Origin of the sequence: Streptomyces sp. NPDC056987 (assembly GCF_042673865.1) — a bacterium.
Taxonomy (GTDB): Bacteria; Actinomycetota; Actinomycetes; order Streptomycetales; family Streptomycetaceae; genus Streptomyces.
The window spans coordinates 1-22,094 of sequence record NZ_JBHURV010000025.1; the positions used below are offsets into that span (position 1 = coordinate 1).

At 72.0% G+C, this 22,094-nt stretch carries 18 protein-coding genes and 1 pseudogene; 11 read left to right on the plus strand and 8 right to left on the minus strand.

Translation table 11 applies throughout. The features are described 5' to 3' along the window. Positions 1 to 438: 438 nt before the first annotated feature. The 5 genes from ACFTZC_RS26015 to ACFTZC_RS26035 form a co-directional block, all read right to left on the minus strand. On the minus strand, positions 439 to 1,431 hold the full coding sequence (locus ACFTZC_RS26015; protein ID WP_365806277.1) for an alpha/beta hydrolase: 993 nt from the start codon (positions 1,429 to 1,431) through the stop codon (positions 439 to 441). Continuing rightward, positions 1,428 to 1,922, minus strand: coding sequence for a phage holin family protein (locus ACFTZC_RS26020; protein ID WP_382893656.1), 495 nt, complete (start codon positions 1,920 to 1,922; stop codon positions 1,428 to 1,430). The genes ACFTZC_RS26015 and ACFTZC_RS26020 overlap by 4 nt, the downstream gene beginning before the upstream one ends. A gap of 84 nt (positions 1,923 to 2,006) precedes the next feature. Beyond that, positions 2,007 to 3,401, minus strand: coding sequence for a Na+/H+ antiporter NhaA (gene nhaA, locus ACFTZC_RS26025; RefSeq protein ID WP_382893658.1), 1,395 nt, complete (start codon positions 3,399 to 3,401; stop codon positions 2,007 to 2,009). Between the two features lie 228 nt (positions 3,402 to 3,629). Beyond that, complete coding sequence (acs, locus tag ACFTZC_RS26030) at positions 3,630 to 5,588, minus strand: acetate--CoA ligase (protein WP_382893659.1); 1,959 nt, start codon at positions 5,586 to 5,588, stop codon at positions 3,630 to 3,632. Positions 5,589 to 5,940: 352 nt separating this feature from the next. After that, on the minus strand, positions 5,941 to 8,271 hold the full coding sequence (locus ACFTZC_RS26035; protein WP_382893661.1) for a bifunctional SulP family inorganic anion transporter/carbonic anhydrase: 2,331 nt from the start codon (positions 8,269 to 8,271) through the stop codon (positions 5,941 to 5,943). A gap of 268 nt (positions 8,272 to 8,539) precedes the next feature. Between ACFTZC_RS26035 and ACFTZC_RS26040 the strand changes: the two genes are divergently transcribed. Beyond that, the gene (locus ACFTZC_RS26040; RefSeq protein ID WP_382893663.1) at positions 8,540 to 9,847 is read left to right on the plus strand and encodes a hypothetical protein; all 1,308 of its coding nucleotides are present in this window, start codon (positions 8,540 to 8,542) and stop codon (positions 9,845 to 9,847) included. A gap of 19 nt (positions 9,848 to 9,866) precedes the next feature. Here ACFTZC_RS26040 and ACFTZC_RS26045 read toward each other — a convergent pair whose 3' ends face one another. Then, positions 9,867 to 10,853 (minus strand): ATP-binding protein, encoded by a 987-nt coding sequence (locus tag ACFTZC_RS26045; protein WP_365806269.1) that lies wholly within the window; start codon positions 10,851 to 10,853, stop codon positions 9,867 to 9,869. Positions 10,854 to 10,955: 102 nt separating this feature from the next. Here ACFTZC_RS26045 and ACFTZC_RS26050 point away from each other — a divergent pair, with 102 nt between their 5' ends. After that, on the plus strand, positions 10,956 to 11,894 hold the full coding sequence (locus ACFTZC_RS26050) for an oxidoreductase (RefSeq protein ID WP_382893664.1): 939 nt from the start codon (positions 10,956 to 10,958) through the stop codon (positions 11,892 to 11,894). Positions 11,895 to 12,200: 306 nt separating this feature from the next. Here ACFTZC_RS26050 and ACFTZC_RS26055 read toward each other — a convergent pair whose 3' ends face one another. Beyond that, positions 12,201 to 13,046, minus strand: a complete 846-nt coding sequence (locus ACFTZC_RS26055; RefSeq protein WP_382893666.1) for an HAD family hydrolase — start codon at positions 13,044 to 13,046, stop codon at positions 12,201 to 12,203. A 515-nt stretch (positions 13,047 to 13,561) separates the two neighbouring features. Here ACFTZC_RS26055 and ssd point away from each other — a divergent pair. The 7 genes and pseudogenes from ssd to ACFTZC_RS26090 form a co-directional block, all read left to right on the plus strand. Beyond that, the gene (ssd, locus tag ACFTZC_RS26060; protein WP_382893668.1) at positions 13,562 to 14,659 is read left to right on the plus strand and encodes a septum site-determining protein Ssd; all 1,098 of its coding nucleotides are present in this window, start codon (positions 13,562 to 13,564) and stop codon (positions 14,657 to 14,659) included. Next, positions 14,656 to 15,843, plus strand: a complete 1,188-nt coding sequence (locus ACFTZC_RS26065; RefSeq protein WP_382893670.1) for a TadA family conjugal transfer-associated ATPase — start codon at positions 14,656 to 14,658, stop codon at positions 15,841 to 15,843. Before ssd ends, ACFTZC_RS26065 begins: the two co-directional genes overlap by 4 nt. A gap of 11 nt (positions 15,844 to 15,854) precedes the next feature. Next, complete coding sequence (locus ACFTZC_RS26070; RefSeq protein WP_382893672.1) at positions 15,855 to 16,721, plus strand: type II secretion system F family protein; 867 nt, start codon at positions 15,855 to 15,857, stop codon at positions 16,719 to 16,721. Further along, positions 16,718 to 17,494: a type II secretion system F family protein gene (locus ACFTZC_RS26075; protein ID WP_382893674.1), complete on the plus strand. Its 777-nt coding sequence runs from the start codon at positions 16,718 to 16,720 to the stop codon at positions 17,492 to 17,494. The genes ACFTZC_RS26070 and ACFTZC_RS26075 overlap by 4 nt, the downstream gene beginning before the upstream one ends. A 63-nt stretch (positions 17,495 to 17,557) precedes the next feature. Further along, positions 17,558 to 17,797 carry a DUF4244 domain-containing protein gene (locus ACFTZC_RS26080; protein ID WP_382893676.1) on the plus strand — a complete coding sequence of 80 codons (240 nt, stop codon included), beginning with the start codon at positions 17,558 to 17,560 and terminating at the stop codon, positions 17,795 to 17,797. Next, on the plus strand, positions 17,784 to 18,224 hold the full coding sequence (locus tag ACFTZC_RS26085; RefSeq protein ID WP_382893678.1) for a TadE family type IV pilus minor pilin: 441 nt from the start codon (positions 17,784 to 17,786) through the stop codon (positions 18,222 to 18,224). Before ACFTZC_RS26080 ends, ACFTZC_RS26085 begins: the two co-directional genes overlap by 14 nt. After that, positions 18,221 to 18,481 (plus strand): annotated as a pseudogene (locus ACFTZC_RS26090) (Rv3654c family TadE-like protein); the annotation flags it as partial. The gene ACFTZC_RS26085 and the pseudogene ACFTZC_RS26090, both read left to right, overlap by 4 nt. Before the next feature lie 40 nt (positions 18,482 to 18,521). Here ACFTZC_RS26090 and ACFTZC_RS26095 read toward each other — a convergent pair. Then, positions 18,522 to 21,104 (minus strand): DEAD/DEAH box helicase, encoded by a 2,583-nt coding sequence (locus ACFTZC_RS26095; RefSeq protein ID WP_382893680.1) that lies wholly within the window; start codon positions 21,102 to 21,104, stop codon positions 18,522 to 18,524. 79 nt (positions 21,105 to 21,183) lie between these two features. On the opposite strand from ACFTZC_RS26095, the gene ACFTZC_RS26100 reads away from it, so the two are divergent. Continuing rightward, the gene (locus ACFTZC_RS26100) at positions 21,184 to 21,537 is read left to right on the plus strand and encodes an STAS domain-containing protein (RefSeq protein ID WP_003967428.1); all 354 of its coding nucleotides are present in this window, start codon (positions 21,184 to 21,186) and stop codon (positions 21,535 to 21,537) included. A gap of 103 nt (positions 21,538 to 21,640) precedes the next feature. Further along, complete coding sequence (locus ACFTZC_RS26105; RefSeq protein ID WP_382893682.1) at positions 21,641 to 22,093, plus strand: ATP-binding protein; 453 nt, start codon at positions 21,641 to 21,643, stop codon at positions 22,091 to 22,093. The last annotated feature ends 1 nt before the right edge of the window (position 22,094 follow it).

Consider the following 22,094-nt stretch of genomic DNA (forward strand, 5'->3'; position numbering starts at 1 on the left):
ACCAGCAGGTCGACACCGAGGGGTGCGCGCTCTAGGGGGAGGGCGCTCCAGGGGAGGGCGCCCCAGCCGCTCGCGGCCCCGGGGCGCCGCGACCCAAGCCGCGTTGATGGCGTAGCCGGGCCGAGACCCAGCGCGCCCTGCGGCGGAGAATCAGCGAAATACCGAGCCGGGCATCATGGCCCTGATCTTCGGAGCCGCCCCTCCTGCGGGTGATCGGCCCCGAGGCCGAGCGGCGGTTGCGTGCTGCGTCACCGTAGTCGTGCGTCCAGCCCATACACCGACGTCTGCCCGTGCCCCATGGTCGGTAACCGCTCCCGAGGCGGCCAATCGGCCTATGCGCGCGGCATTTGGCTGTTCATAGGACAAGCGTTCGTGACGTTCGCCCAATGGGGTGTGTGCCGGTCTGTGCGCCGGTCACTTCCGCCCCCGTCCGGCTCTTCAACGGTCCGGTTCGGGGTCCTTGAGCCAGTTGATGAGCTCCGACGAGAACGCCGCCGGATCCTCCTCGTGCGGGAAGTGTCCCAGACCGTCGAACAGCCGCCAGCGGTACGGCGCCTCCACGTACTCCGCGGAACCGGCCGTGCTGCGCGTACGCATCGCCGGATCGAGTGACCCGTGGAGCTGCAGGGTCGGCACCCGCACGGGCCGTTTCATCCGCCGGTTGAACTGGATGCCGTCGGGGCGCGCCATCGACCGCACCATCCAGCGGTACGGCTCGATCGAGCAGTGCGCCGTGGACGGAATGGCCATCGCCCGCCGGTAGACCTCGACGGTCTCGTCGTCGGGCAGCCGCGGCCCCGACCAGTCCCGGATCAGCCGCCCCACCAGCGCCGCGTCGTCGGCGAGCAGTTGACGCTCCGGCAGCCACGGCCGCTGGAAACCCCAGATGTACGAGCCGGCCCGGCTCTGCGAGAAGTCGGAGAGCATCGCCGAGCGCCAGCGGCGCGGATGCGGCATCGAGGAGACCGCCAGCCGGCGCACCAGCTTGGGCCGCATCACCGCCGCCGTCCAGGCGAGATAGCCGCCCAGATCATGGCCGACGAGCGCGGCGTCGGGCTCGCCGAGGGAGCGCACCACGCCCGTGATGTCGAGGGCCAGGTTGGCGGGGTCGTATCCGCGCGGCGTACGGTCGCTGCCGCCCACCCCGCGCAGATCCATCGCGACCGCCCGGTACCCGGCCTCCGCGAGCGCCGGGAGCTGGTGCCGCCAGGTCCACCAGAACTGCGGGAAGCCGTGCAGCAGCAGCACCAGCGGCCCGTCGCCCATCTCGGCGATGTGGAAGCGCGCGCCGTTGGCCGCGACGTCGCGATGGGTCCAGGGCCCGTCGAGGCGTACGGCAGAACCCGGCGCCGGCGCGGGCCGGGCCGGTTCCGGCGAACTCGCCGGGGTCGAACCGGGAGTGACGCCGGGCTCGGAATCAGGGGCGGTCATGCAGTCGAGCGTGCCACAGACTTGGAGCTTTCCCCGACCTCGCGGGGGTGGGGCTTCACATTCTGGAGCACGGCGGCGGTCTGCTTGGCCGAGGCGATCGACTTCTCCGGGGGCTTGACCTTCTTGAACTTCCGCAGCGCGATGAAGGCCAGCAGCCCGGCGATCACCAGGAACGCGGCGCCCACGATCAGGAACGACCAGGCCAGGCCCAGGCCCAGATTGTGGATCCCGTACGCGGCGGCGAAGCTCAGCACCGGCAGTGCGAACAGCGCGAACACCGCGGCGATGGCGATCGCCGCGCTGCCCGCGACCCCGCGCTTGACGTCCTGCCGGACCTCCGCCTTGACCAGGGCGATCTCATCGTGCACCAGCGCGGACATCTCGGCGGTCGCCGAGGCGACCAGCTGACCGATACTGCGGTCCGCACCGCCGGCCTCGACAACGGTGCCGGTCGTGACGGCGTCGGCGACGTGCATGCCGGGGTCGCTCATCGGTGACTCCCTACCTTCTCGCTCTTCTCGTCTGCGGATCGCAGGTCGGTCCGTCTGCGGATCGCAGGTGCGTCGGATGTCCGATCATGCCGGACCGGCGCCGTCATCGCGCGCCGCCCCCGCGTGTTCCGCCAGCCGTCGGTGTTCCGCGGCCTTCGCCTCGTACAGCGCGGCCATCCGCAAGTGGTACTCCGGGTCGTCCTGTTCGTAGATGTCGGGGATGCCGTCCCGGTCCTCGTCGAGCTCCTCCGCCTCGTACAGCGCGCGGTACTCACGGACCCGCAGCTTGAGCAGGATGCCCGCCAGCACGGCGGCGATCAGGGAGCCCGTCAGCACCGCGGCCTTGACCTCGTCGGTGAGCCCGGGATCGCCGGAGAAGGCCAGCTCACCGATGAGCAGCGAGACGGTGAACCCGATCCCGGCGAGCGTGGCGAGGGCGAAGACATCGGGCCAGGCCAGGTCCTCGTTCAGCTCGGCGCGGGTGAACCGTACGGCCAGCCACGTACCGCCGAAGATGCCGACCGCCTTGCCGACCACCAGCCCCAGGACCACCCCGAGGGTCTCCGGCTCGGTGAAGACCCGGCCGAGCGCGCCGCCGGAGACCGCGACGCCCGCCGAGAAGAGCGCGAACAGCGGCACCGCCAGGCCCGCGGAGAGGGGGCGGACGAGATGCTCGATGTGCTCGCCGGGGGACTGCTCCTCGCCCTCGCGGCGGGTGCAGCGCAGCATCAGTCCCATCGCGACCCCGGCGATGGTGGCGTGGACGCCGCTGTTGTACATCAGCCCCCAGATGACCAGGGCCAGCGGGACGTACACGTACCAGCCACGCACCCCCGCGCGCAGCAGCAGCCAGAAGACGGCGAGGCCGGCGAAGGCGCCGCCGAGCGCCAGGAAGTCCAGCTCGCTCGTGAAGAAGACGGCGATGATCAGGATGGCGAAGAGGTCGTCGACGACGGCGAGCGTGAGGAGGAAGGCGCGCAGCGCGGACGGCAGGGAGGTGCCGAGGACCGCGAGGACGGCGAGGGCGAAGGCGATGTCGGTGGCGACGGGCACGGCCCAGCCGTCGAGCGAACCGCCGCTCACCGTGTTGACCAGCACGTACACCAGCGCGGGCGCGGCCATTCCGGAGAGCGCGGCGATGACGGGGAGCGCGGCGGCCTTCGGGTCGCGCAGCTCCCCGGCCACGAGTTCACGCTTGAGTTCGATACCGGCGACGAAGAAGAAGAGGGCGAGCAGGCCGTCGGCGGCCCAGTGCTGCACGGAGAGGTCGAGGCCGAGCGAGCCGGGACCGAAATGAAAATCGCGTACGGCGTCGTAGCTGCCGCTGAGGGGGGTGTTCGCCCAGACGAGGGCGGCGACGGCGGCGACGAGCAGCAGCACACCGCCGACGGTTTCGGTCCGGAGCTGCTCCGCCAGGTAGTTCCGCTCGGGGAGCGAGAGCCGTCCGAGGAACGTGCGTGCGGGCGTGGGCGCGGGCATTCGGTGTGCTCCGGTCGGGTCGGCGGGCATGACGTATCACATGCCGACCAGACTTCCCGGCGCCCCTGTGGACTTCTTGTTCATTTGTCGACGCGTTCCTCACCCTACCCGGATGCGCCGAACGGGGCGCCCGGGGTGCAGGTCCGCGTGACGGACCGGGTCGTGCCGGACCGGGTCGTGCCGGACCGGGTACAGAAGCCGTTGCCCCCGTACCCGGTCCGCGTGCGCTCAGTCCTCGCTGGTCGCGGTGGGGAGCTGGGTCTGGATCAGCTCCATGACGGAGGAGTCGGTGAGGGTGGTGACATCGCCGAGTTGGCGGTCCTCGGCGACATCCCGCAGCAGACGCCGCATGATCTTGCCGGAGCGGGTCTTCGGCAGTTCGGCGACCGGGAGGATCCGCTTGGGCTTGGCGATCGGGCCGAGCACGCCGCTGACGTGGTTCCGCAATTCGGCCACCAGGCCGTCGTCCGCGGAGGCGGTGCCGCGCAGGATCACGAAGGCGACGATGGCCTGGCCGGTGGTGGCGTCGGCGGCGCCGACGACCGCCGCCTCGGCGACCTTGGGGTGGGAGACGAGGGCGGACTCGACCTCGGTCGTGGAGATGTTGTGGCCGGAGACCAGCATGACGTCGTCGACACGGCCCAGCAGCCAGATGTCGCCGTCGTCGTCCTTCTTGGCGCCGTCCCCGGCGAAGTACCGGCCCTCGAAACGCGACCAGTACGTGTCGATGAACCGCTGGTCGTCGCCCCAGATGGTGCGGAGCATCGACGGCCACGGCTCGGTGAGGACGAGATAGCCGCCGCCCCCGTCGGGCACCTCACGCCCCTCGTCGTCCACGACCGTGGCGGAGATGCCGGGCAGGGCACGCTGTGCGGAGCCCGGCTTCGTCGCGGTCACCCCGGGGAGCGGGGAGATCATCATGGCGCCGGTCTCGGTCTGCCACCAGGTGTCCACGACCGGGGTACTGCCCCCGCCGATGTGCTCGCGGTACCAGACCCAGGCCTCGGGGTTGATCGGCTCGCCGACCGAGCCCAGCACGCGCAGGGACGACAGGTCGAACTTGGCGGGGATGTCGTCGCCCCACTTCATGAACGTACGGATCGCGGTCGGCGCGGTGTAGAGGATCGTCACCCCGTACTTCTGGACGATCTCCCAGAATCGTCCCTGGTGCGGGGTGTCGGGAGTGCCCTCGTACATCACCTGCGTGGCGCCGTTGGCGAGTGGCCCGTACACGATGTACGAGTGGCCGGTCACCCAGCCGATGTCGGCCGTGCACCAGTACACGTCCGTCTCCGGCTTGAGGTCGAAGACCGCGTGGTGGGTGTAGGCCGCCTGGGTGAGATAGCCGCCCGAGGTGTGCAGGATGCCCTTCGGCTTACCCGTCGTGCCGGAGGTGTAGAGGATGAAGAGCGGGTGCTCCGCGCCGAACGCCTCCGGGGTGTGCTCCTTGGACTGCCGGCCCACGATCTCGTGCCACCACACGTCCCGCGCGCTGTCGAAGGCGGTGTCCTGCCCCGTGCGGCGGACCACGAGGACGTGCTCGACCTGCGGGCACTTGGCGACGGCCTCGTCGATGGCCGGTTTGAGCGCGGACGGCTTGCCGCGGCGGTACCCGCCGTCGGAGGTGATGACCAGCTTGGCGTCGGCGTCCTGGATACGGGAGGCGACGGCGTCGGCGGAGAAGCCGCCGAAGACCACCGAGTGCGCGGCCCCGATCCGGGCGCACGCCAGCATGGCGATCGCGGCCTCGGGGATCATCGGCAGATAGACGGCGACCCGGTCCCCGGTGCGCACGCCCAGCTCGGTGAGGGCGTTCGCGGCCCGCGACACCTCGTCCTTCAGCTCCGCGTAGGTGAGGGTCCGGCTGTCGCCGGGCTCGCCCTCGAAGTGGATCGCCACCCGGTCACCGTGGCCGGCCTCGACATGGCGGTCGACACAGTTGTACGCGACGTTCAGCTCACCGTCGGCGAACCACTTCGCGAACGGGGGGTTCGACCAGTCGAGCGTCTCGGTCGGCTCGGTGACCCAGGTGAGCCGCCTCGCCTGCTCGGCCCAGAAGCCAAGCCTGTCCGCCTCGGCCCGCTCGTACGCCTCCGCCGTGACATTGGCGTGCGCGGCCAGCTCGGCCGGCGGGGCGAACCGCCGCTCCTCCTTGAGCAGGTTGGAGAGGGAAGAAGTCTCGCTCATCGTCCCGTCTCCTCCTTGAGAAGATTGGCCAGGCTTTCGTTGCTCACGACATCTCCCTTTCCCAGGGCGTCCTAGCGTCCTATGTGTCCCGGGGCCGGTGCCCCTTCCGGCAAGCTCTGCCCGTCGCGGGGCGCACCTTGCCGGTCGCGTCACTAGCTCATCAGGCGAATGACCGGGTGACAAGGGGCTTCTCCGCAGGCCCCTGGCCGCCCGGCTACCCGCGCATGGCCCTCCCGACCCGGCCCCCCGCCCGGTGCCCTGCCGGGCGGGAGCGGCCCGCTTCCCCCGGACAGGTGAGTGGGAAGAGGAGGGAAGGGGCCACACACTCTCACGGATGCGGTACGCGGACGGTTCAGGCGCGCGACTCCTCCCGCTCGGTGGGCGCGACCCGGTTGAACATTTCTTCGTCCAGGGCGTCGGCCGTGCCCGCCCCAGGGCCGCCCGCCAGCAGGTACGCCTGGGCCTCGCCGACATGGAAGTACATGCCGTGCAGCGCCAGCCGGTTCTCGGCGAGTGCGCGCGCGACCGCCTCATGGGCCCGGAGATGCTCCAGCTGCTGGACCACATTCGTCAGACAGAGCTGCTCGACCACGTCGTCCGTCGGCCGTCCGGAGATCCCGGCCCACGCGTGCTGACGGCTCCTCATCCGCGCCAGGCTGGGCTGCCCGTGGCGCAGCCACCGCGTCAGTGGGGTCGTCGGCGCGTCGGGGTCGCCGGGACGCTGCTCGGGCGTGTTCAGCAGGGCCTGCATCGCGCCGCACCCCGAGTGACCGCAGACAGTGATCGACTCCACGCGCAGCACGTCCACGGCGTACTCGATCGCGGCCGCCACAGAGTCGTCCGCGCCGTCGGCCCCGGGGAGGGGCACCAGATTCCCCACGTTCCGTACGGTGAAGAGGTCGCCCGGGCCGCTGGATGTGATCATGCTCGTGACCAGCCGGGAGTCGGCACAGGTGAGGAAGAGCTGGGAGGGGCGCTGGCCCTCGCGCGCCAGCCGCGCCAGCTCGCCGCGCACCAGCGGGGCCGTGTTGCGCTGGAAGAAGCTGAGCCCGCTGGCCAGTTGCAGCCCGCCCGACCACGGGGCCTCCTCGCCGCTCCGGTGGTGATTGCGCCACGGCGTCCAGGGGCCGCAGCAGACATGCGGCTCACCGGAGGGCGGCTCCGCGATGCTGCCGCCCTCCCGGCCGGTGAACTCGGCCGCACCACCCTGGGCGATGTGCGCGGTGCGCCAGTCGTGCAGGGCCTCGTACGCCGCGTGGTCCATGAACGACCCGTCCAGCTCCACCACGCATCTGGCCTCCTGCGGGACCTGGTGCAGCATCCGGCTGAGTCTCGGGACGGCGAGGAAGGTCAACTGGCCCCGGGCCCGCACCCGGTGGACACCGTTGCGCTCCTCCACCGTGATCCGCGTTCTCGCCAGCCGGTGCAGCGCGACCGCCACGGCCACGGCGATGCCGATCACGACCCCCTCCAGCACTCCGGTGAGGACCACGGCGGTGATCGTCACCGCGTACACCAGCATCTCCCGGTTCCGGCGCACGCTGCGCAGATGCGTGATGTTCACCATCTGGACCCCGACGACCATCACCAGCGCGGCGAGGGCCGCCAGCGGGATCAGATCGAGCACGGGCACGAGCAGCAGGGCCGCCACCGCGATCCACAGGCCGTGCAGCATCGTCGAGTTCCGGCTCACCGCCCCGGCGGCGACATTGGCGGAGCTGCGCACGGCGACCCCGGTGACGGGGAGGCCGCCGAGGGCGCCGGAGAGCAGATTCCCCGCGCCCTGTCCGGCCAGCTCCCGGTCGAGCCGGGCGCGCGGGATCCGGACGCCGGGTGTCTTGCGCGCGGCCACCAGTTTGTCCACGGCGACCGCGGAGAGGAGTGATTCGACGCTGGCGACCAGAGTGATCGTGAGGACGGCGGCGAGCAGCCCGAGCACCGGCCCCTCGGGCAGTTCGGGCAGGGCGTGACTGCTCCAGGACGGCAGGTCGACCCGTTCCAGCCGCAGCCCGGCGAGAGCCGCCGCCGTGGTCGCGAGGGCCACCGCGGCGAGCGCGGCCGGGATCTTCCGCACCACTCGGCCCGCGTTCCCGGGGATACGCGGCCACAGGAGCAGCACCGCGACCGTCAGGGCGCTCACGGAGAGCGCGCCGGGGTGCAGGTTGGCCAACTGGGCGGGCAGCCCGCGTACGTTGGCGACGGCGGAGCTCTGCGGTGAACCGCCGAGCACGATGTGCAGCTGGGCGAGGGCGATCGTCACACCGATCCCCGCGAGCATGCCGTGGACGATCGCCGGGCTGACGGCGAGCGCGGAGCGGGCCACCCGCAGCGCGGCGAGGCCGAGTTGGGCGAGGCCCGCGCAGATGGTGATGGCGCAGGTGGTGCGCCAGCCGTACCGCTGGATCAAGTCGGCGGTGACGACGGTGAGCCCGGCCGCCGGCCCGCTGACCTGGAGCGGCGCTCCGCCGAACCGGCCCACGACCAGCCCCCCGACCGCGGCGGCCACCAGGCCCGCCTGGAGCGGTGCGCCGGTGGCGAGCGCGATGCCCAGGGAGAGCGGGAGCGCGATCAGGAAGACGGAGATGGACGCGGAGAGATCGGCCCCGGCGATCCGGAACCTGTGGCCGCCCGGCGGCGCGGGGCGGGCGGGACGGTCGGTCTGACTGGGAACGCCGGCGGTCATGATTTCCGTCCCCTCCGGGCGGCTGGCGGACACCTGTTCGGCGCCCGATTCAACTCTTGGTAAACGGATCGTAATGGAGGGTAAAGATTTATGTAGGTCATTTCGGGCAAATGGTCTAGTTATTCACCCGGGGTGGTGATTAGTCATTTTGTCCGGCTTGTCGTTTCTTCTTCTTATTGGTCTCAGTGCGAGGTTGTCCGCGCTCGACGCCGCGTCGGCAGTCGCCGCTCGGCACTTCGGTACGGAACCTGAAGGAAGAGGTGGGCGGATGCTGGCCGCCACAAAACGGATCTCCTTCGGCGCGGCTGCTGTGGCGCTCGCCGTCGGTCTCGCCGGATGCTCGGGTGCCCAGGGCGCCAGGGAGGGGGCGGCGAAGGGCGCCCGGGCGGAGAAGGGGGCGCCCGGAGCGCAGAACGCCGTACGGCTCATCGGTGACGGCTCGACCGCGTTCACCGGTGCGCAGCCGCATCTCTCCACGCCGCAGCGGCTGAAGCCCGGCCAGAAGCCCCCGCAGTTCGTGGTGTTCTCGTGGGACGGTGCCGGCGAGGACAGCCAGCAGCTCTTCTCGCACTTCCGGGAGGTGGCCCGGAAGTACAACGCGAAGATGACGTACTTCCTGAGCGGGGTCTACCTGCTCCCCGAGGAGAAGGCCCAGCAGTACGACCCGCCGAAGCACCTGCCCGGCCAGTCGGACATCGGCTTCAACGACACCAAGGGGATCAAGGACACCCTGCGCGAGGTGCGGGCCGCCTGGAGCGAGGGCAATGAGATCGGCACCCACTTCAACGGCCACTTCTGCGGCAACGAGGGCGGCGTCGGCACCTGGTCCGTCGACGAGTGGAAGAGCGAGATCAACCAGGCCAAGTCGTTCGTGAAGGGCTGGAAGACCAACGCGGGCCTCCAGGACGAGGCCCCGCTGCCCTTCGACTACGACAAGGAGCTGATCGGCGCCCGTACGCCGTGCCTGGAGGGTCAGAAGAACGCGATGCGGGCCGGCCGGGAACTCGGCTTCCGCTACGACTCCAGCGGCATCGGCAACCAGGTCTGGCCGAAGAAGAAGGAGGGGCTGTGGGACGTCCCGCTCCAGCTCGTTCCGGTGCCGGGCCGCGAGTTCGAGACGCTCTCGATGGACTACAACTTCATGTACAACCAGTCGGGGGAGTCGAGCGGCGAAGAATCGCAGCACACGTACTGGGGCAACCAGATGCGTGACGGCCTGCTCCAGGCGTTCGACCGTGCCTACGCGGGCAACCGCGCCCCGCTGATCATCGGCAACCACTTCGAGTCCTGGAACGGCGGCACGTACATGCGCGCCGTCGAGGAGACCATCAAGACGGTCTGCCCCCAGAAGGACGTGCAGTGCGTGACCTTCCGCCAGCTTGTGGACTGGCTGGACGCGCAGGACCCGGCGACCCTGGAGAAGCTGCGGGGCCTCGGCGTGGGCGAGGCCCCGAAGGGCGGCTGGGCGGCCTACACGGCGGCCACCTCCCCCATGAACTCCGCCTCCCCGGCCGCCTCGGCCTCGCCGGCCTCCCCCGCCGCCTCCGCCTCCCCGGCCACCGCCGCGGAAAGCTGAGCGGCCGGCCGGCTTTTCGTCAGGAGGGTTGGGGCAGGGCGAGTGCTTCGCTGAGGACGAAGGCGGGGTCGACCTGGGCGGCCAGGTCGACACCCGTCTTCGCGTTGCCCCAGTTCTCGGCGTTCCTGAGGTGGAAGTGGACCATCTGCCGGGTGTACCGCTCCCAGTCGCGCAGCTCGTACGAGTCCTCCGCCGTGTCCTGCATCGTCTGGAGCGCGCAGCGGTTGTCCGCCTCCAGCAGCTCGAACCGGGCGGGCCGGCCCTTCTCCATCGCCCGTACCCACTCGGAGTGGCCGACCGTGACGAGCAGGTCCTCGCCCACCTCGTCACGGAGGAACTCCACGTCGTCCCGGCCCTGGACCTTGTTGCCGACGACTTTGAGCGAGACCCCGAAGTCCCGTGCGTACTCCTTGTACTGGCGGTAGACCGACACCCCCTTGCGGGTCGGCTCGGCGACCAGGAACGTCATGTCGAACCGGGTGAACATCCCGGAGGCGAAGGAGTCCGAGCCGGCCGTCATGTCGACGACCACGTACTCGTGGGGCCCGTCGACGAGGTGGTTCAGGCACAGCTCGACCGCGCCGACCTTCGAGTGGTAGCAGGCCACGCCCAGATCGGACTCCGAGAACGGGCCGGTGGCCATCAGCCGGATCTCGCCGTCGTCCAGGGCCACGGGGCGGGCGCACGCGTCGTACACCGGGTTGTTCTCGCAGACTCGCAGCAGCCGCGATCCCTCGCCCGGCGGCGTTGTCTTGATCATCGAGTCCGCCGAGGAGATCCGAGGGTTGGTGCCCCGCAGATACTCCTTGATCAGCGGCAGGTGTGCCCCCATCGCGGGCAGCGTCGCGGCTGCTGTGTCGTCGAGGCCGAGCGCGGCTCCGAGATGCTGGTTGATGTCGGCGTCGACTGCGACGACGGGGGCCTCGTTGGCGGTCAGGTGGCGGATGAAGAGCGAGGACAGCGTCGTCTTGCCGCTGCCGCCCTTCCCCACGAAAGCGATCTTCATGTTCACGTAGGGTAGCTGCATTCTCGCTGCGGGTGAGGTGCTTGTGTGGAGAAGACCACTCCAAGGTGGGACGTACGCGCGGGGCGCGTAGCCTCGCTACTTATGAGTACGACAGCCTCTGACGCTTCCTCCGCGCCATGGCCGGAGGACCCCCTGGCCACCCTGGCGGCTCTGCCGGGCGTCCCCGACGCCGTGGACTCCGTGCGAAAGGCCGTCGACCGGGTGTACGGCCACCGCGTGATGCGGCGTCGCGGCGGCGAGGTCACCTCGGAGGCGGCCCTGCGGGCGGCCCGCGGCTCGGCCGCGCTGTCCGGGGCGGACTGGGCGCTCGAAGAGGTGCGCCGGCGCAGCGATTTCGGCTCGGACGCCGAGGCGCGTACGGTCGGCGCCGCCCTGCGGCTGAACGCCGAGGCGGGCCAGTTGCTCTCCATCTGGTCGCAGTCGCCGCTCCGGGTGCTGGCCCGGTTGCACCTGGTGGCGGCCGGTGGCGCCGGGGTGTCCGACCGCACCGTGGGGCGGCCCCGGCTGGCGGGTGAACCGGTCGTGGAGGTGCCCGGCTCCGGCCCCGCGGCTTCCGGCGCCGGGGCACTGCTGGCCGAGGGGGCGCTGCCCGACGAGGCGCCGGCCGCGGGGCCGTGGGCCGAGGCGCCGCTGCCGGGCGCGGACGAGGTGGCCGCACGGCTGGACGGACTGGCCCGGCTGGTGATCGCGACCAGTACGGCGCCCGCGCTGGTGACGGCTGCGGTGGTGCACGGGGAGTTGCTGGCGCTGCGTCCCTTCGGGTCGTACAACGGCCTGGTGGCGCGGGCGGCCGAGCGCATCGTGCTGATCGGCAGCGGTCTCGACCCCAAGTCGATCTGCCCGGCGGAGGTCGGTCACGCGGAACTGGGGCGCGCTGCGTATGCGGCTGCCTTTGACGGCTATCTCACCGGAACCCCGGAGGGCATGGCGGCGTGGATCACGCACTGCGGTCGCGCCGTCGAGCTGGGGGTACGGGAGTCCACGGCCGTCTGCGAGGCCCTGCAGCGGGGCGCTGCCTGAGGCCCGCCCCCTGGACGAAGATGCGGCGGTACCGTGGGGGCACCGCCGCTGGCATGTCCGTCGAGTTACCAAGCGTCCTCGTGTATTGCCCATCAGGTCGCGTACTTTGCCCGTCGCCTGGTGCGGCTGGCCCGTAATCGACGGGTCGACGTCGCGTGGGTGCTCGGCTTCCATGCTCGGTCCGTGGGGCCTGGTGCGTATAAAGGTGATCCTCTCGGATGTCCTTGGTCTCGCGGGCCGTTGAATCCTTTGTACTCCAGTCCGCCAGGATGCGGAACCCCCGGCCCCACTTCTTTACTTTTAGGTTCAAACACGGGCAAAGAGGGCGGACTGCCGACGGCGGCTGGCGTACCAGACCAGTCCGGCTGTCGCCGCCGCCGCGCCCACCGCGGCCGCCGCGACCAGGGCGGGGCGGGGCGGCATGGAGAAAGCGGGCAGGCGCTGCTTCAGCCGGACGGGCCGGTTAAAGACGAGAACCGGCCACGCGCGCGCCACCGCCTCGCGCCGCAGCGCCCGGTCCGGGTTGACGGCGAAGGGGTGGCCGACCGATTCGAGCATCGGCACATCGGTGATGGAATCGCTGTAGGCGTAACAGCGGGCCAGGTCGTACCCCTCGGACGCGGCGAGCGCCTTGACCGCCTCGGCCTTGGTCGGCCCGTACGCGTAGTACTCCACCTCGCCGGTGAAGCAGCCGTCGGGGCCGACGACCATCCGGGTGGCCACGACGCGGTCGGCGCCCAGCAGTTCGCCGATGGGCTCGACGACCTCCGCGCCCGAGGTGGAGACGATCACCACGTCGCGGCCGGCGGTGTGGTGCTCCTCGATGAGGGACGCCGCCTCGTCGTAGATGATCGGGTCGATCAGATCGTGCAGGGTCTCCGCGACGATCTCCTTGACCTGTTGGACGTTCCAGCCCTTGCAGAGCGCGGAAAGGTACTCCCGCATCCGCTCCATCTGGTCGTGGTCCGCCCCTCCGGCGAGGAAGACAAACTGTGCGTACGCGGTGCGCAGTACGGCGCGGCGGTTGATCAGGCCGCCTTGGTAGAAGGACTTGCTGAAGGTCAACGTCGAAGACTTCGCAATGACCGTCTTGTCCAGGTCAAAGAAGGCTGCTGTGCGCGGCAAGGAGTGGTTTTCCACGGGGTCGAGCATATGCGCCCACCATTCGGCGTAAGGTGCGGCGCGTGGGTTTGCCTGAGAAGGCTCTCGGGTACACCATGGAAGTCACGGATCGTTCGCGACCGTGCTAACCCGGTCCGGCTCCTCCCCCCCCCCCGAGTCGGCCGTGGGGACGACCCCCGCTCTCCCCCCCGGCGGGGGTCGTCGCATGTCCGGACGCGTTTTGGGCCTTCACGCCACGGCGTCCTCCTCTCTTCGATCTCTCCGCGCGATGACCGCGCCACCAGCATGCCCGTCACGTTGCGTAGTCAAAGCGCTCCGCTCCGGAAGTCACCGGTATGAGCTACCGGGATATTCACAACTGGTGAGTTGTCCACAGTTTTTCAGCAAGATCCACACGATTTCTTGTTCTCCTGCACGGTGATTCCGGCCGCGAACTTCGCGGAAGCCGGAATCAGGGATACCGGATCAGTGCGAGATCGCGGAGAGAAGCGCTCGCGGATACCGGATCACGTCAGAGATAGGGGGCGGAGATCGTGGCTGGATCCATGACATCCGATCGCTCGCGCGGGCCGGACGGACACCGGGCCGGACCGCTGATCCTCACCGAGGACGCGGAGTTGCTCGACGACCTGCTGCGCCTGTGCGCCGCGGCCGGTGCCGAGCCGGAGGTGCACCACGCGGTGCCGGAGCGGAAGGGCTCCTGGGAGGACGCGCCGCTGGTCCTCGTCGGGGACGATGCGGCGGCCCGCTGCCGGGGCGCCACGCGCAGGCGCGGGGTGATGCTGGTCGGGAAGGACCAGGACGACCCGGACGTGTGGCGCCGGGCGGTGGAGATCGGGGCCGAGTGTGTGCTGCGGCTGCCGGACGCGGAGAACTGGCTGGTGGACCGCATCGCGGACGCCGCCGAGGGCGTGGGCCGGCCGGCGCTGACCGTCGGGGTGATCGGCGGCAGGGGCGGCGCCGGGGCGTCGACACTCGCCTGCGCGCTGGCCGTCACCGCGGCGCGCGAGGGCCGGCGCACGATGCTCGTCGACGGCGATCCGCTCGGCGGAGGGCTCGACGTGCTGCTCGGTGGTGAACAGGCCGAGGGGCGGCGGTGGCCGGATTTCGCGGCTTCCAAGGGGAGGGTCGCGGGCGGCGCACTGGAGGAGTCGCTGCCCTTACTGCACCAACTGAGGGTTCTCAGCTGGGATCGTGGAGATTCCGTGGCGGTCCGGCCGGAGGCCATGAGATCGGTGCTGGCCGCGGCCCGCAGGCGCGGCGGTGTGGTCGTCGTGGATCTCCCGCGCAGAGTGGACGAGGCCATGGCCGAGGCGCTGGCCCAGGTGGACGTGGGGCTGCTGGTGGTCCCCGCGGAGTTGCGGGCCGTCGCGGCGGCCGGGCGGGTGGCCTCGGCGGTGGGCATGGTCCTCCACGACCTGCGCGCGGTGGTCCGCGGACCCTACGCCGCCGGCCTCGACGGGCAGTGGATCGCCGACGCGCTCCGCCTTCCGCTGGCGGGTGAACTACCGCTGGAGCCGGGGCTGTCGGAGACGCTGGAGAACGGAGCACCGCCGGGAGCCCGGGCGCGCGGGCCGCTCGCGGCGTTCTGCAGGGCCTTCTGGGAGCGAGCCCTCGCCACGGACGGGAGCGTGCCCGCATGACCTCCACGATGCCTTTGAAGCCCTTCTCCCCTTCCGCGGCCGGCGGGCTGCTCGACGCGGTGCGGCAGCGGCTCGCGGAGAGCGGGGCCGAGCCCACCCCGGCCGGTGTGGCCGCCGCCCTGCGGGCGCAGGGACGGCTGCTGGGCGACTCGGAAGTGCTAGGGGCCGCCGAGGAGTTGCGGTGCGAGCTGGTGGGCAGCGGCCCGCTGGAACCACTGCTCGCCGATCCGTCCGTGACGGATGTGCTGGTCTCCGCACCCGACCGGGTGTGGGTGGACCGGGGTGGCGGGCTCGAACTGACAACGGTGTCCTTCGCGGACGCGGCGTCCGTACGGAGACTGGCGCAGCGGCTCGCCGCCGTGGCCGGGCGCAGGCTCGACGACGCCAGGCCCTGGGTCGACGCACGGCTCCCGGACGGCACACGGATGCACGCGGTGCTGCCCCCGGTCGCCGTCGGCTCGACCTGTCTGTCGCTGCGGGTGGTGCGCCCCAAGGCGTTCTCGCTCGCGGAGCTGACCCGGGCCGGGACGATCCCGCCGGGCGGCGAGCGGCTGCTCCGTGCGCTGCTGGACGCCCGGCTCTCCTTCCTGATCAGTGGGGGTACGGGCACGGGGAAGACGACGCTGCTGTCCACCCTGCTCGGTCTGGTCGGAGCGCGCGAGCGGATCGTACTGGCCGAGGACTCGGCCGAGTTGAGGCCGGACCATCCGCATGTGGTGCGGCTGGAGGGCCGCCCGGCGAACCAGGAGGGCGCGGGCCTGGTGACCCTGCGGGACCTGGTCCGCCAGGCACTGCGGATGCGGCCGGACCGGCTGGTCGTCGGTGAGGTCAGAGGACCGGAGGTCACCGAACTGCTGGCCGCCCTCAATACGGGACACGAAGGAGGCTCCGGCACGGTGCACGCCAACACGGCCGCGGACGTACCCGCGCGGCTGGAGGCCCTCGGGACGGCGGCGGGGCTGGACCGGGCGGCCCTGCACAGCCAGTTGGCGGCGGCGCTGTCCGTCGTGATCCATCTTGTGCGGGACCGCGACGGGCACAGGAGGCTCGCCGAGGTACATGTGCTGGAACGGGATGCCGCCGGACTCGTCGTGCCGGTACCCGCGCTGCGGTGGCGCGCCGACGCCTTCGCGCACGACTGCGGCTGGCCGCGGCTGCGGGCACTGCTCGGGGGTGCGCTGTGACCGGGATGTCCATGACGGCCCTCGCGTGTGCGGCGGTGCCGTGCGCGGTGGCCGCGGTCCGGCTGACGGCCCGCCAGGAGAGAGGGCTGCGCCGGGCCGGACTGCTGCTGGCGTCCGGCGGCGCGCCCATGGGGCCTGCGCACGGGGAGCCCTCGCGGGAGCGTCTGCTTCCGCGGTTCAGGGACAGCGTGCGGGGGTTGCCCAAGGAGTGGCTGTGCCTGCCCCCCGCGCTGCTGCTCGCCCTGGCGGGCGAGTCGGTGCTGCCCCTGCTCGGCGGCGCGCTGGCGGTGCCGCTGGTGGGGCGGCGGCTGCGGGCGGGCGAGCGGCGGAAGGAGCGTGAGCGGCGCGCCGCCGGGATCGTGGCGCTCTGCGGCGCCGCCGCGGGCGAGTTGCGGGCGGGACTGCAGCCCGTGCAGGCCCTGCTGGTCGCGGCGGCCTCGACCGGTGGACTGGGCGGCGCCGAGCCCGCCGTACTGGCGGCGGCCCGGTTCGGCGGCGATGTGCCGGACGTGCTGCGGCGGGCGGCGCGTGAGCCGGGGGCGGAGGGCCTGGTGGGGCTCGCGGCCTGCTGGCGGGTGGCGGTGGACGGCGGCGCGGGGCTGGCCTCCGGGCTGGACCGGCTGGAGGCGGCCCTCCGGGCGCAGAGCGAGCAGCGTGAGGGGCTGCGCGCGCAGTTGGCGGGCGCCTGGTCGACGGTGGTCGTGCTCGCGCTGCTGCCCGTGGTGGGGCTGGCCATGGGCTGGGCGCTGGGCGCGGATCCGCTGCGCGTGCTGCTGCACACCCCGGCCGGCCTGGGCTGTCTGGCGGTGGGCGGCCTGCTGGAGGCCGCCGGGCTGTGGTGGGCCGCCCGGATCGTACGGATCGGCGAGGCGTCATGAGGCCCGCTCCGGTACCCGGGCTGTGGACGGCGGTTCTGGTGCCGGTCGCCATGGGGTGTCTGTTCGTCGCGGTGTCGGTCGGGCGGCGCGGACGGTGGGTCCGTCGGCGGCTGGCCGTGCTCCTGGGGGCCGGGCACGTACAGCGGCCGTCGCGGACCCGCCCGTGGACGGCGGAACGGGCCCGGCGCTGGGGCCCGCCGCTCGGTGTGGTGGTCATCGCCTGGGCCCTGGTCGGCGGGGTGACGGGGATCGTGGTCGGGCTGGCCGGGGCGTACGGGGTCCGAAGGTGGCTGTGTACGCACCGCTCCCGCGACCGCTCCAAGGCCGACGCGGCGGCGGGGCAGCTTCCGCTCGCGGCCGATCTACTGGCCGCCTGTGTCGCGGCCGGGGCCGGGCCGCGCGAGGCGGCGGAGGTCGTCGGGGAGTCGCTGGGCGGCCCCGTCGGTGACGGGCTGGCACGTGCGGCGGCGGAGATCCGGCTCGGTGGTGAACCGGCGGCGGCGTGGGGGCGGTTCGGCGCGATACCGGGCGCCGCCGGGCTGGCCCGCTGCCTGGAGCGGGCGTCCGCCACCGGAGCGCCGGCGGCGGAGCCGGTGTCCCGGCTGGCCGACGGCCTCCGGGCGGCCCGGTCGCGGGAGGCCGTGGCCCGGGCCCAGCGGGCCCAGGTGCTGATCACCGCACCGGTGGGGCTGTGTTTCCTGCCCGCCTTCCTGGCGGTGGGGGTGGCCCCGGTGGTGATCGGTCTGGCGAGCGGACTGCTGAACGGCAACTGATTTCCGCCGTCGATGATTTCCAGCATTTTCCCATGATTTGTCACGGAGGACGGGGAGAGTCACATGTGGACACGACAGACGCGACAGACGCGCGAGACGCGACCGGTACGGCGAAGGGACGGGCTGCTCCGCGCACTGCTGCGGCGGGCGCGGGCCGATACGGGGATGACCACGTCCGAGTACGCGGTGGGGACGATCGCCGCCTGCGCCTTCGCGGCGGTGCTCTACCGGGTGGTCACCAGCGGGTCCGTCTCGGGCGCGCTGGAGGGGCTGATCGGCAGGGCGCTCGGTGCGCAGTTCTGAGCCGGTGCGTACGGCCCGGAGGCGTCCCGTCCGGGTGCGTGGGGCGGATCGGGGCTCGGTGACGGCGGAGGCGGCCGTGACGGTGCCCGCGCTGGTGGTCTTCACCCTGTCGCTGGTCTGGGGCCTGACGGCGGCAGCCGCGCAGATCCAGTGCGTGGACGCCGCCAGGGCGGGGGCGCGGGCGGCGGCGAGGTCCGAGCCACGGGCCACGGCGCTGGCCGCCGCCCGTTCGGCCGCCCCGGAGGGAGCCAGGGTCACCCTGGGCCGTACGGGTGATGTCTGGCGGGTCCGGGTGGAGGCACCGGCGCCTGGACCGGGCTCACTGGCCCTGACGCTCGCCTCGGAGGCCGTCGCGCCGGCGGAGGACGCCCAGGGCGGCCCTGAAGGGGCGCCAGGCGGCCCGGAACCGGCGGGGGCGGCTCCATGAGCCGGGACCGGGGCGCGGCGACGGTGTGGGCTGCCATGGCGGCGACCACGATGTGTGTGGTCTTCGCGGCGGTGCTCGCGATGGGGCAGGCGGTCGTCGCGCGCCACCGCGCGGGGGCCGCCGCGGATCTGGCGGCGCTCGCCGCGGCCGACCGCGTGCCGAGCGGGCCGGCCGACGCCTGCCGCCGGGCGGCCGAGGTGGCGGCGGCACAGGGGGCGCGGGTGGTCCGGTGCGTGCTGAGCGGGGAGGTCGCGGAGGTGACGGCCACCGCGCGGTTCGGTCCGTACGCGCCCACGGTCAGGGCGCGGGCCGGTCCGCCGCGATCGGCGTATCCGCCGGATCCACTTCCTCCATGGGACGCGCCTCCTCCGCCGGATGCGCCGAACGGGCCGGGCTCTGGGCCTGCGCTTCCTCCGACGAGTCCTCCGGATCCGGCGGCGCCGCCCTGAGTAGTTCGGTCAGCAGGCGTACGGCGCCCCGCTTGTGCAACGGGTCGTTGCCGTTGCCGCACTTGGGCGACTGGATGCAGGACGGGCAGCCCGCCTCGCACTCGCAGGAGGCGATGGCCTCACGGGTCGCGGTGAGCCAGGCGCGGGCCGTGCGGAAGGCGCGTTCCGCGAATCCCGCGCCGCCGGGGTGGCCGTCGTACACGAAGACGGTAGGCAGGAGGGTGTCCGGGTGGAGCGGTACGGAGACGCCTCCGATGTCCCGGCGGTCGCAGGTGGCGAAGAGCGGCAGCATGCCGATGGAGGCGTGTTCGGCGGCGTGCAGCGCGCCGCCGAGCTGCTCGGGGTTGACCCGGGCCGCGTCGAGCTGGTCCTCGGTGACCGTCCACCACACGGCCCGGGTGCGCAGGGTCCGTGGCGGCAGATCGAGCTTGCTCTCGCCGAGTACTTCGCCGGTGATGAGCCGGCGGCGCAGAAAGGAGACGACCTGGTTGGTGACTTCGACGGAGCCGTAGCACAGGCGTCCGGTGCCCCACGGGATCTCGGTGTCGGTTTCGAGCACGGAGATGGCGGTGGTGTCGCGCGCGGTGGTGGAGTACGGCGGGTTGGCCTCCTCGACCAGGGCGACCGAATCCGACAGGTCGAGGTGTTTCACCAGATAGGTGCGGCCCTGGTGGAGGTGGACGGCGCCGTCGTGGACGGCGGTGTGGCTGGCCGCTTCGTCGACCGTGCCGAGCAGCCGCCCGGTCGACGCCTCGACGATCTGGACGGGACGCCCGCCCTCGCCCCGGATGTCGGCGAGATCGGCGGCCCGCTCGCGGCGGGTCCAGTACCAGCCCGCGGCGCGACGGCGGAGCAGCCCCGCGGACTCCAGCTGCGGCAGCAGGGCGGGCGCGGCCGGGCCGAAGAGCGTCAGGTCGTCCTCGGTGAGGGGGAGTTCGGCCGCCGCGGCGCAGAGATGGGGGGCGAGGACGTACGGATTGTCCGGATCGAGGACGGTGGACTCCACCGGCTGCTGGAACAGCGCCTCGGGGTGGTGGACCAGGAAGGTGTCCAGCGGGTCGTCCCGGGCGACGAGAACGGCCAGCGCGCCCTGTCCCGATCTGCCCGCCCGGCCCGCCTGCTGCCAGAGCGAGGCCCGGGTGCCGGGGTAGCCGGAGATCACGACGGCGTCCAGGCCGGAGACGTCGATGCCCAGCTCCAGGGCGGTGGTGGCGGCGAGGCCGAGGAGCTCGCCGGAGTGCAGGGCGTTCTCCAGCGCGCGGCGTTCCTCCGGGAGGTAGCCGCCCCGGTAGGCGGCGACCCGGCGGGCCAGCGAGCGGTCCACCTCGGCGAGGCGTTCCTGGGCGATGACGGAGATCAGTTCGGCGCCGCGCCGGGATCGTACGAAGGCGACCGTACGGACGCCCTGGACGGTGAGGTCGGTGAGGAGGTCGGCGGTCTCGGCGGTGGCGGTACGGCGTACGGGCGCCCCTCGCTCGCCGTGGAGCTCCGTGAGCGGGGGCTCCCAGAGGGCGAAGACCAGTTCGCCCCGGGGGGAGGCGTCGTCGGTGACCTCGCGCACGGGCAGACCGGTGAGCCGGCCCGCGGCCTGGGCGGGTTCGGCGGCGGTGGCCGAGGCGAGGAGGAAGACCGGGTGCGCGCCGTAGCGGGCGCAGACGCGGCGGAGCCGGCGCAGCACCTGGGCGACGTGCGAGCCGAAGACGCCGCGGTAGGTGTGGCACTCGTCGATGACGACATAGCGCAGCGCGCGCAGGAAGGAGGCCCAGCGGGGGTGGGAGGGGAGGATGCCCCGGTGCAGCATGTCGGGGTTGGTCAGTACGTAGTTCGCGTACTGCCGGACCCATTCGCGCTCCTCGACGGGGGTGTCGCCGTCGTAGACGGCGGGGCGTACGCCGTTGCCGAGCGGGGCCGCGAGGGCCTTCACCGCGCGCCGCTGGTCGGCGGCGAGGGCCTTGGTCGGGGCGAGGTAGAGCGCCGTGGTGCCACGGCCGTTGGGCGCCTCGGCGCCGTCGAGGAGGGTGGTCAGCACGGGGGCGAGATAGGCGAGCGACTTGCCGGAGGCCGTTCCGGTGGCGATCACGACGGACTCGCCGTCCAGGGCGTGCTCGGCGGCCACCGCCTGATGCGTCCACGGGTGCTCGACGCCCGCCCGCTGAATGGCGTTGATCACTTCCGCGCGGATGCGATCGGGCCACACGGCATGACGGCCCTCACGTGGGGGCAGGTGCTCCGTATGGGTGATGCGCGCAGCACGGCCCGCCCCTGCGGCGAGGCGGTCGAGGACCGTGCCGGGAGAGGGGCGTTCGCCCCCGGTCTGCGGGGGTCCACTGGGACGATGATTCCTGGCCATCGGCATCGAGTGTGTCACTGGCATGACGGACAATGGGCCCAAGGCGTCGTGCATGACCGCTGGTAAGTGATTGAATGCCATCGCGGCTGGCGATACGTCCCCTGGCTCCGTCGGGGAGACCCGAGGGGCGACCGCTCGATAGCAAGGTGCTGGAGGATCCGTGGACCTGTCCCTGTCGACTCGCAATGTGTCCGGCCCTGGTGGCGACCGTACGGTCGTCGAGGTCGGTGGCGAGATTGATGTGTATACCGCGCCCAAGCTGCGCGAGCAGTTGGTCGAGTTGGTGAACGACGGCAGCTACCACCTGGTTGTCGACATGGAGGGCGTGGACTTCCTGGACTCGACCGGTCTCGGCGTGCTCGTGGGCGGACTGAAGCGTGTGCGCGCCCACGAGGGCTCGCTGCGCCTGGTCTGCAACCAGGAGCGCATTCTCAAGATCTTCCGGATCACCGGTCTGACCAAGGTGTTCCCGATCCACACCACGGTCGACGAGGCCGTGGCGGCCACCGACTGAGGTCGGACGCCGCTTTCCGGAGGAGCGGGCAGAGGCACCGGGCCGTCGCGCCCGGGTGCCCGCGCCCGTGAGTTTGCACGCTCATACGTTCGAGGGGGATCGCATGGCCACCGTTGAACTCCGCTTCAGCGCCCAGCCCGAACATGTCAGAACGGCCCGTCTGGTGGCGGCCGCCGTTGCTCGCCGGGCAGGCGTCGACGAAGCTGTGTTGGACGAGGTCAGACTCGCGGTCGGTGAGGCATGCAGCCGTGCGGTCGGGCTGCACCGCAGTCATGGCATCACCGACCCGGTGAGAGTCGTGCTCACCGAGGAGGAGAAGGCGTTCTCCATCGAGGTCGGCGACGGGGTGTCCGGTACGGGCTCCGGCGGAGCCGGGGCCTCGGAAGCGGGCGAGGGCGCGTCCCCCGGCGGCCACGAGGGTGACGCCGAGGGCGAGGACGAGATGGGCCTCGCGGTCATCAGCGGGCTCGTCGACGACGTCGAGGTGACTTCGGGAGACGACGGCGGCGTCATCCGGATGAGCTGGCCCACGACACCGCCCGTCGCGACATCCTGAC

Coding starts and splice junctions, on each gene's coding strand:
- ACFTZC_RS26075 (WP_382893674.1), top strand. CDS start 16,718: ATGAGGCCCGCTCCGGTACCCGGGCTGTGGACGGCGGTTCTGGTGCCG.
- ACFTZC_RS26050 (WP_382893664.1), top strand. CDS start 10,956: ATGAGTACGACAGCCTCTGACGCTTCCTCCGCGCCATGGCCGGAGGAC.
- ACFTZC_RS26015 (WP_365806277.1), bottom strand. CDS start 1,431: ATGACCGCCCCTGATTCCGAGCCCGGCGTCACTCCCGGTTCGACCCCG.
- acs (WP_382893659.1), bottom strand. CDS start 5,588: ATGAGCGAGACTTCTTCCCTCTCCAACCTGCTCAAGGAGGAGCGGCGG.
- ACFTZC_RS26070 (WP_382893672.1), top strand. CDS start 15,855: ATGACGGCCCTCGCGTGTGCGGCGGTGCCGTGCGCGGTGGCCGCGGTC.
- nhaA (WP_382893658.1), bottom strand. CDS start 3,401: ATGCCCGCGCCCACGCCCGCACGCACGTTCCTCGGACGGCTCTCGCTC.
- ACFTZC_RS26055 (WP_382893666.1), bottom strand. CDS start 13,046: ATGCTCGACCCCGTGGAAAACCACTCCTTGCCGCGCACAGCAGCCTTC.
- ACFTZC_RS26065 (WP_382893670.1), top strand. CDS start 14,656: ATGACCTCCACGATGCCTTTGAAGCCCTTCTCCCCTTCCGCGGCCGGC.
- ACFTZC_RS26040 (WP_382893663.1), top strand. CDS start 8,540: ATGCTGGCCGCCACAAAACGGATCTCCTTCGGCGCGGCTGCTGTGGCG.
- ACFTZC_RS26035 (WP_382893661.1), bottom strand. CDS start 8,271: ATGACCGCCGGCGTTCCCAGTCAGACCGACCGTCCCGCCCGCCCCGCG.
- ACFTZC_RS26045 (WP_365806269.1), bottom strand. CDS start 10,853: ATGAAGATCGCTTTCGTGGGGAAGGGCGGCAGCGGCAAGACGACGCTG.
- ACFTZC_RS26020 (WP_382893656.1), bottom strand. CDS start 1,922: ATGAGCGACCCCGGCATGCACGTCGCCGACGCCGTCACGACCGGCACC.
- ACFTZC_RS26080 (WP_382893676.1), top strand. CDS start 17,558: ATGTGGACACGACAGACGCGACAGACGCGCGAGACGCGACCGGTACGG.
- ACFTZC_RS26105 (WP_382893682.1), top strand. CDS start 21,641: ATGGCCACCGTTGAACTCCGCTTCAGCGCCCAGCCCGAACATGTCAGA.
- ssd (WP_382893668.1), top strand. CDS start 13,562: ATGACATCCGATCGCTCGCGCGGGCCGGACGGACACCGGGCCGGACCG.
- ACFTZC_RS26095 (WP_382893680.1), bottom strand. CDS start 21,104: ATGGCATTCAATCACTTACCAGCGGTCATGCACGACGCCTTGGGCCCA.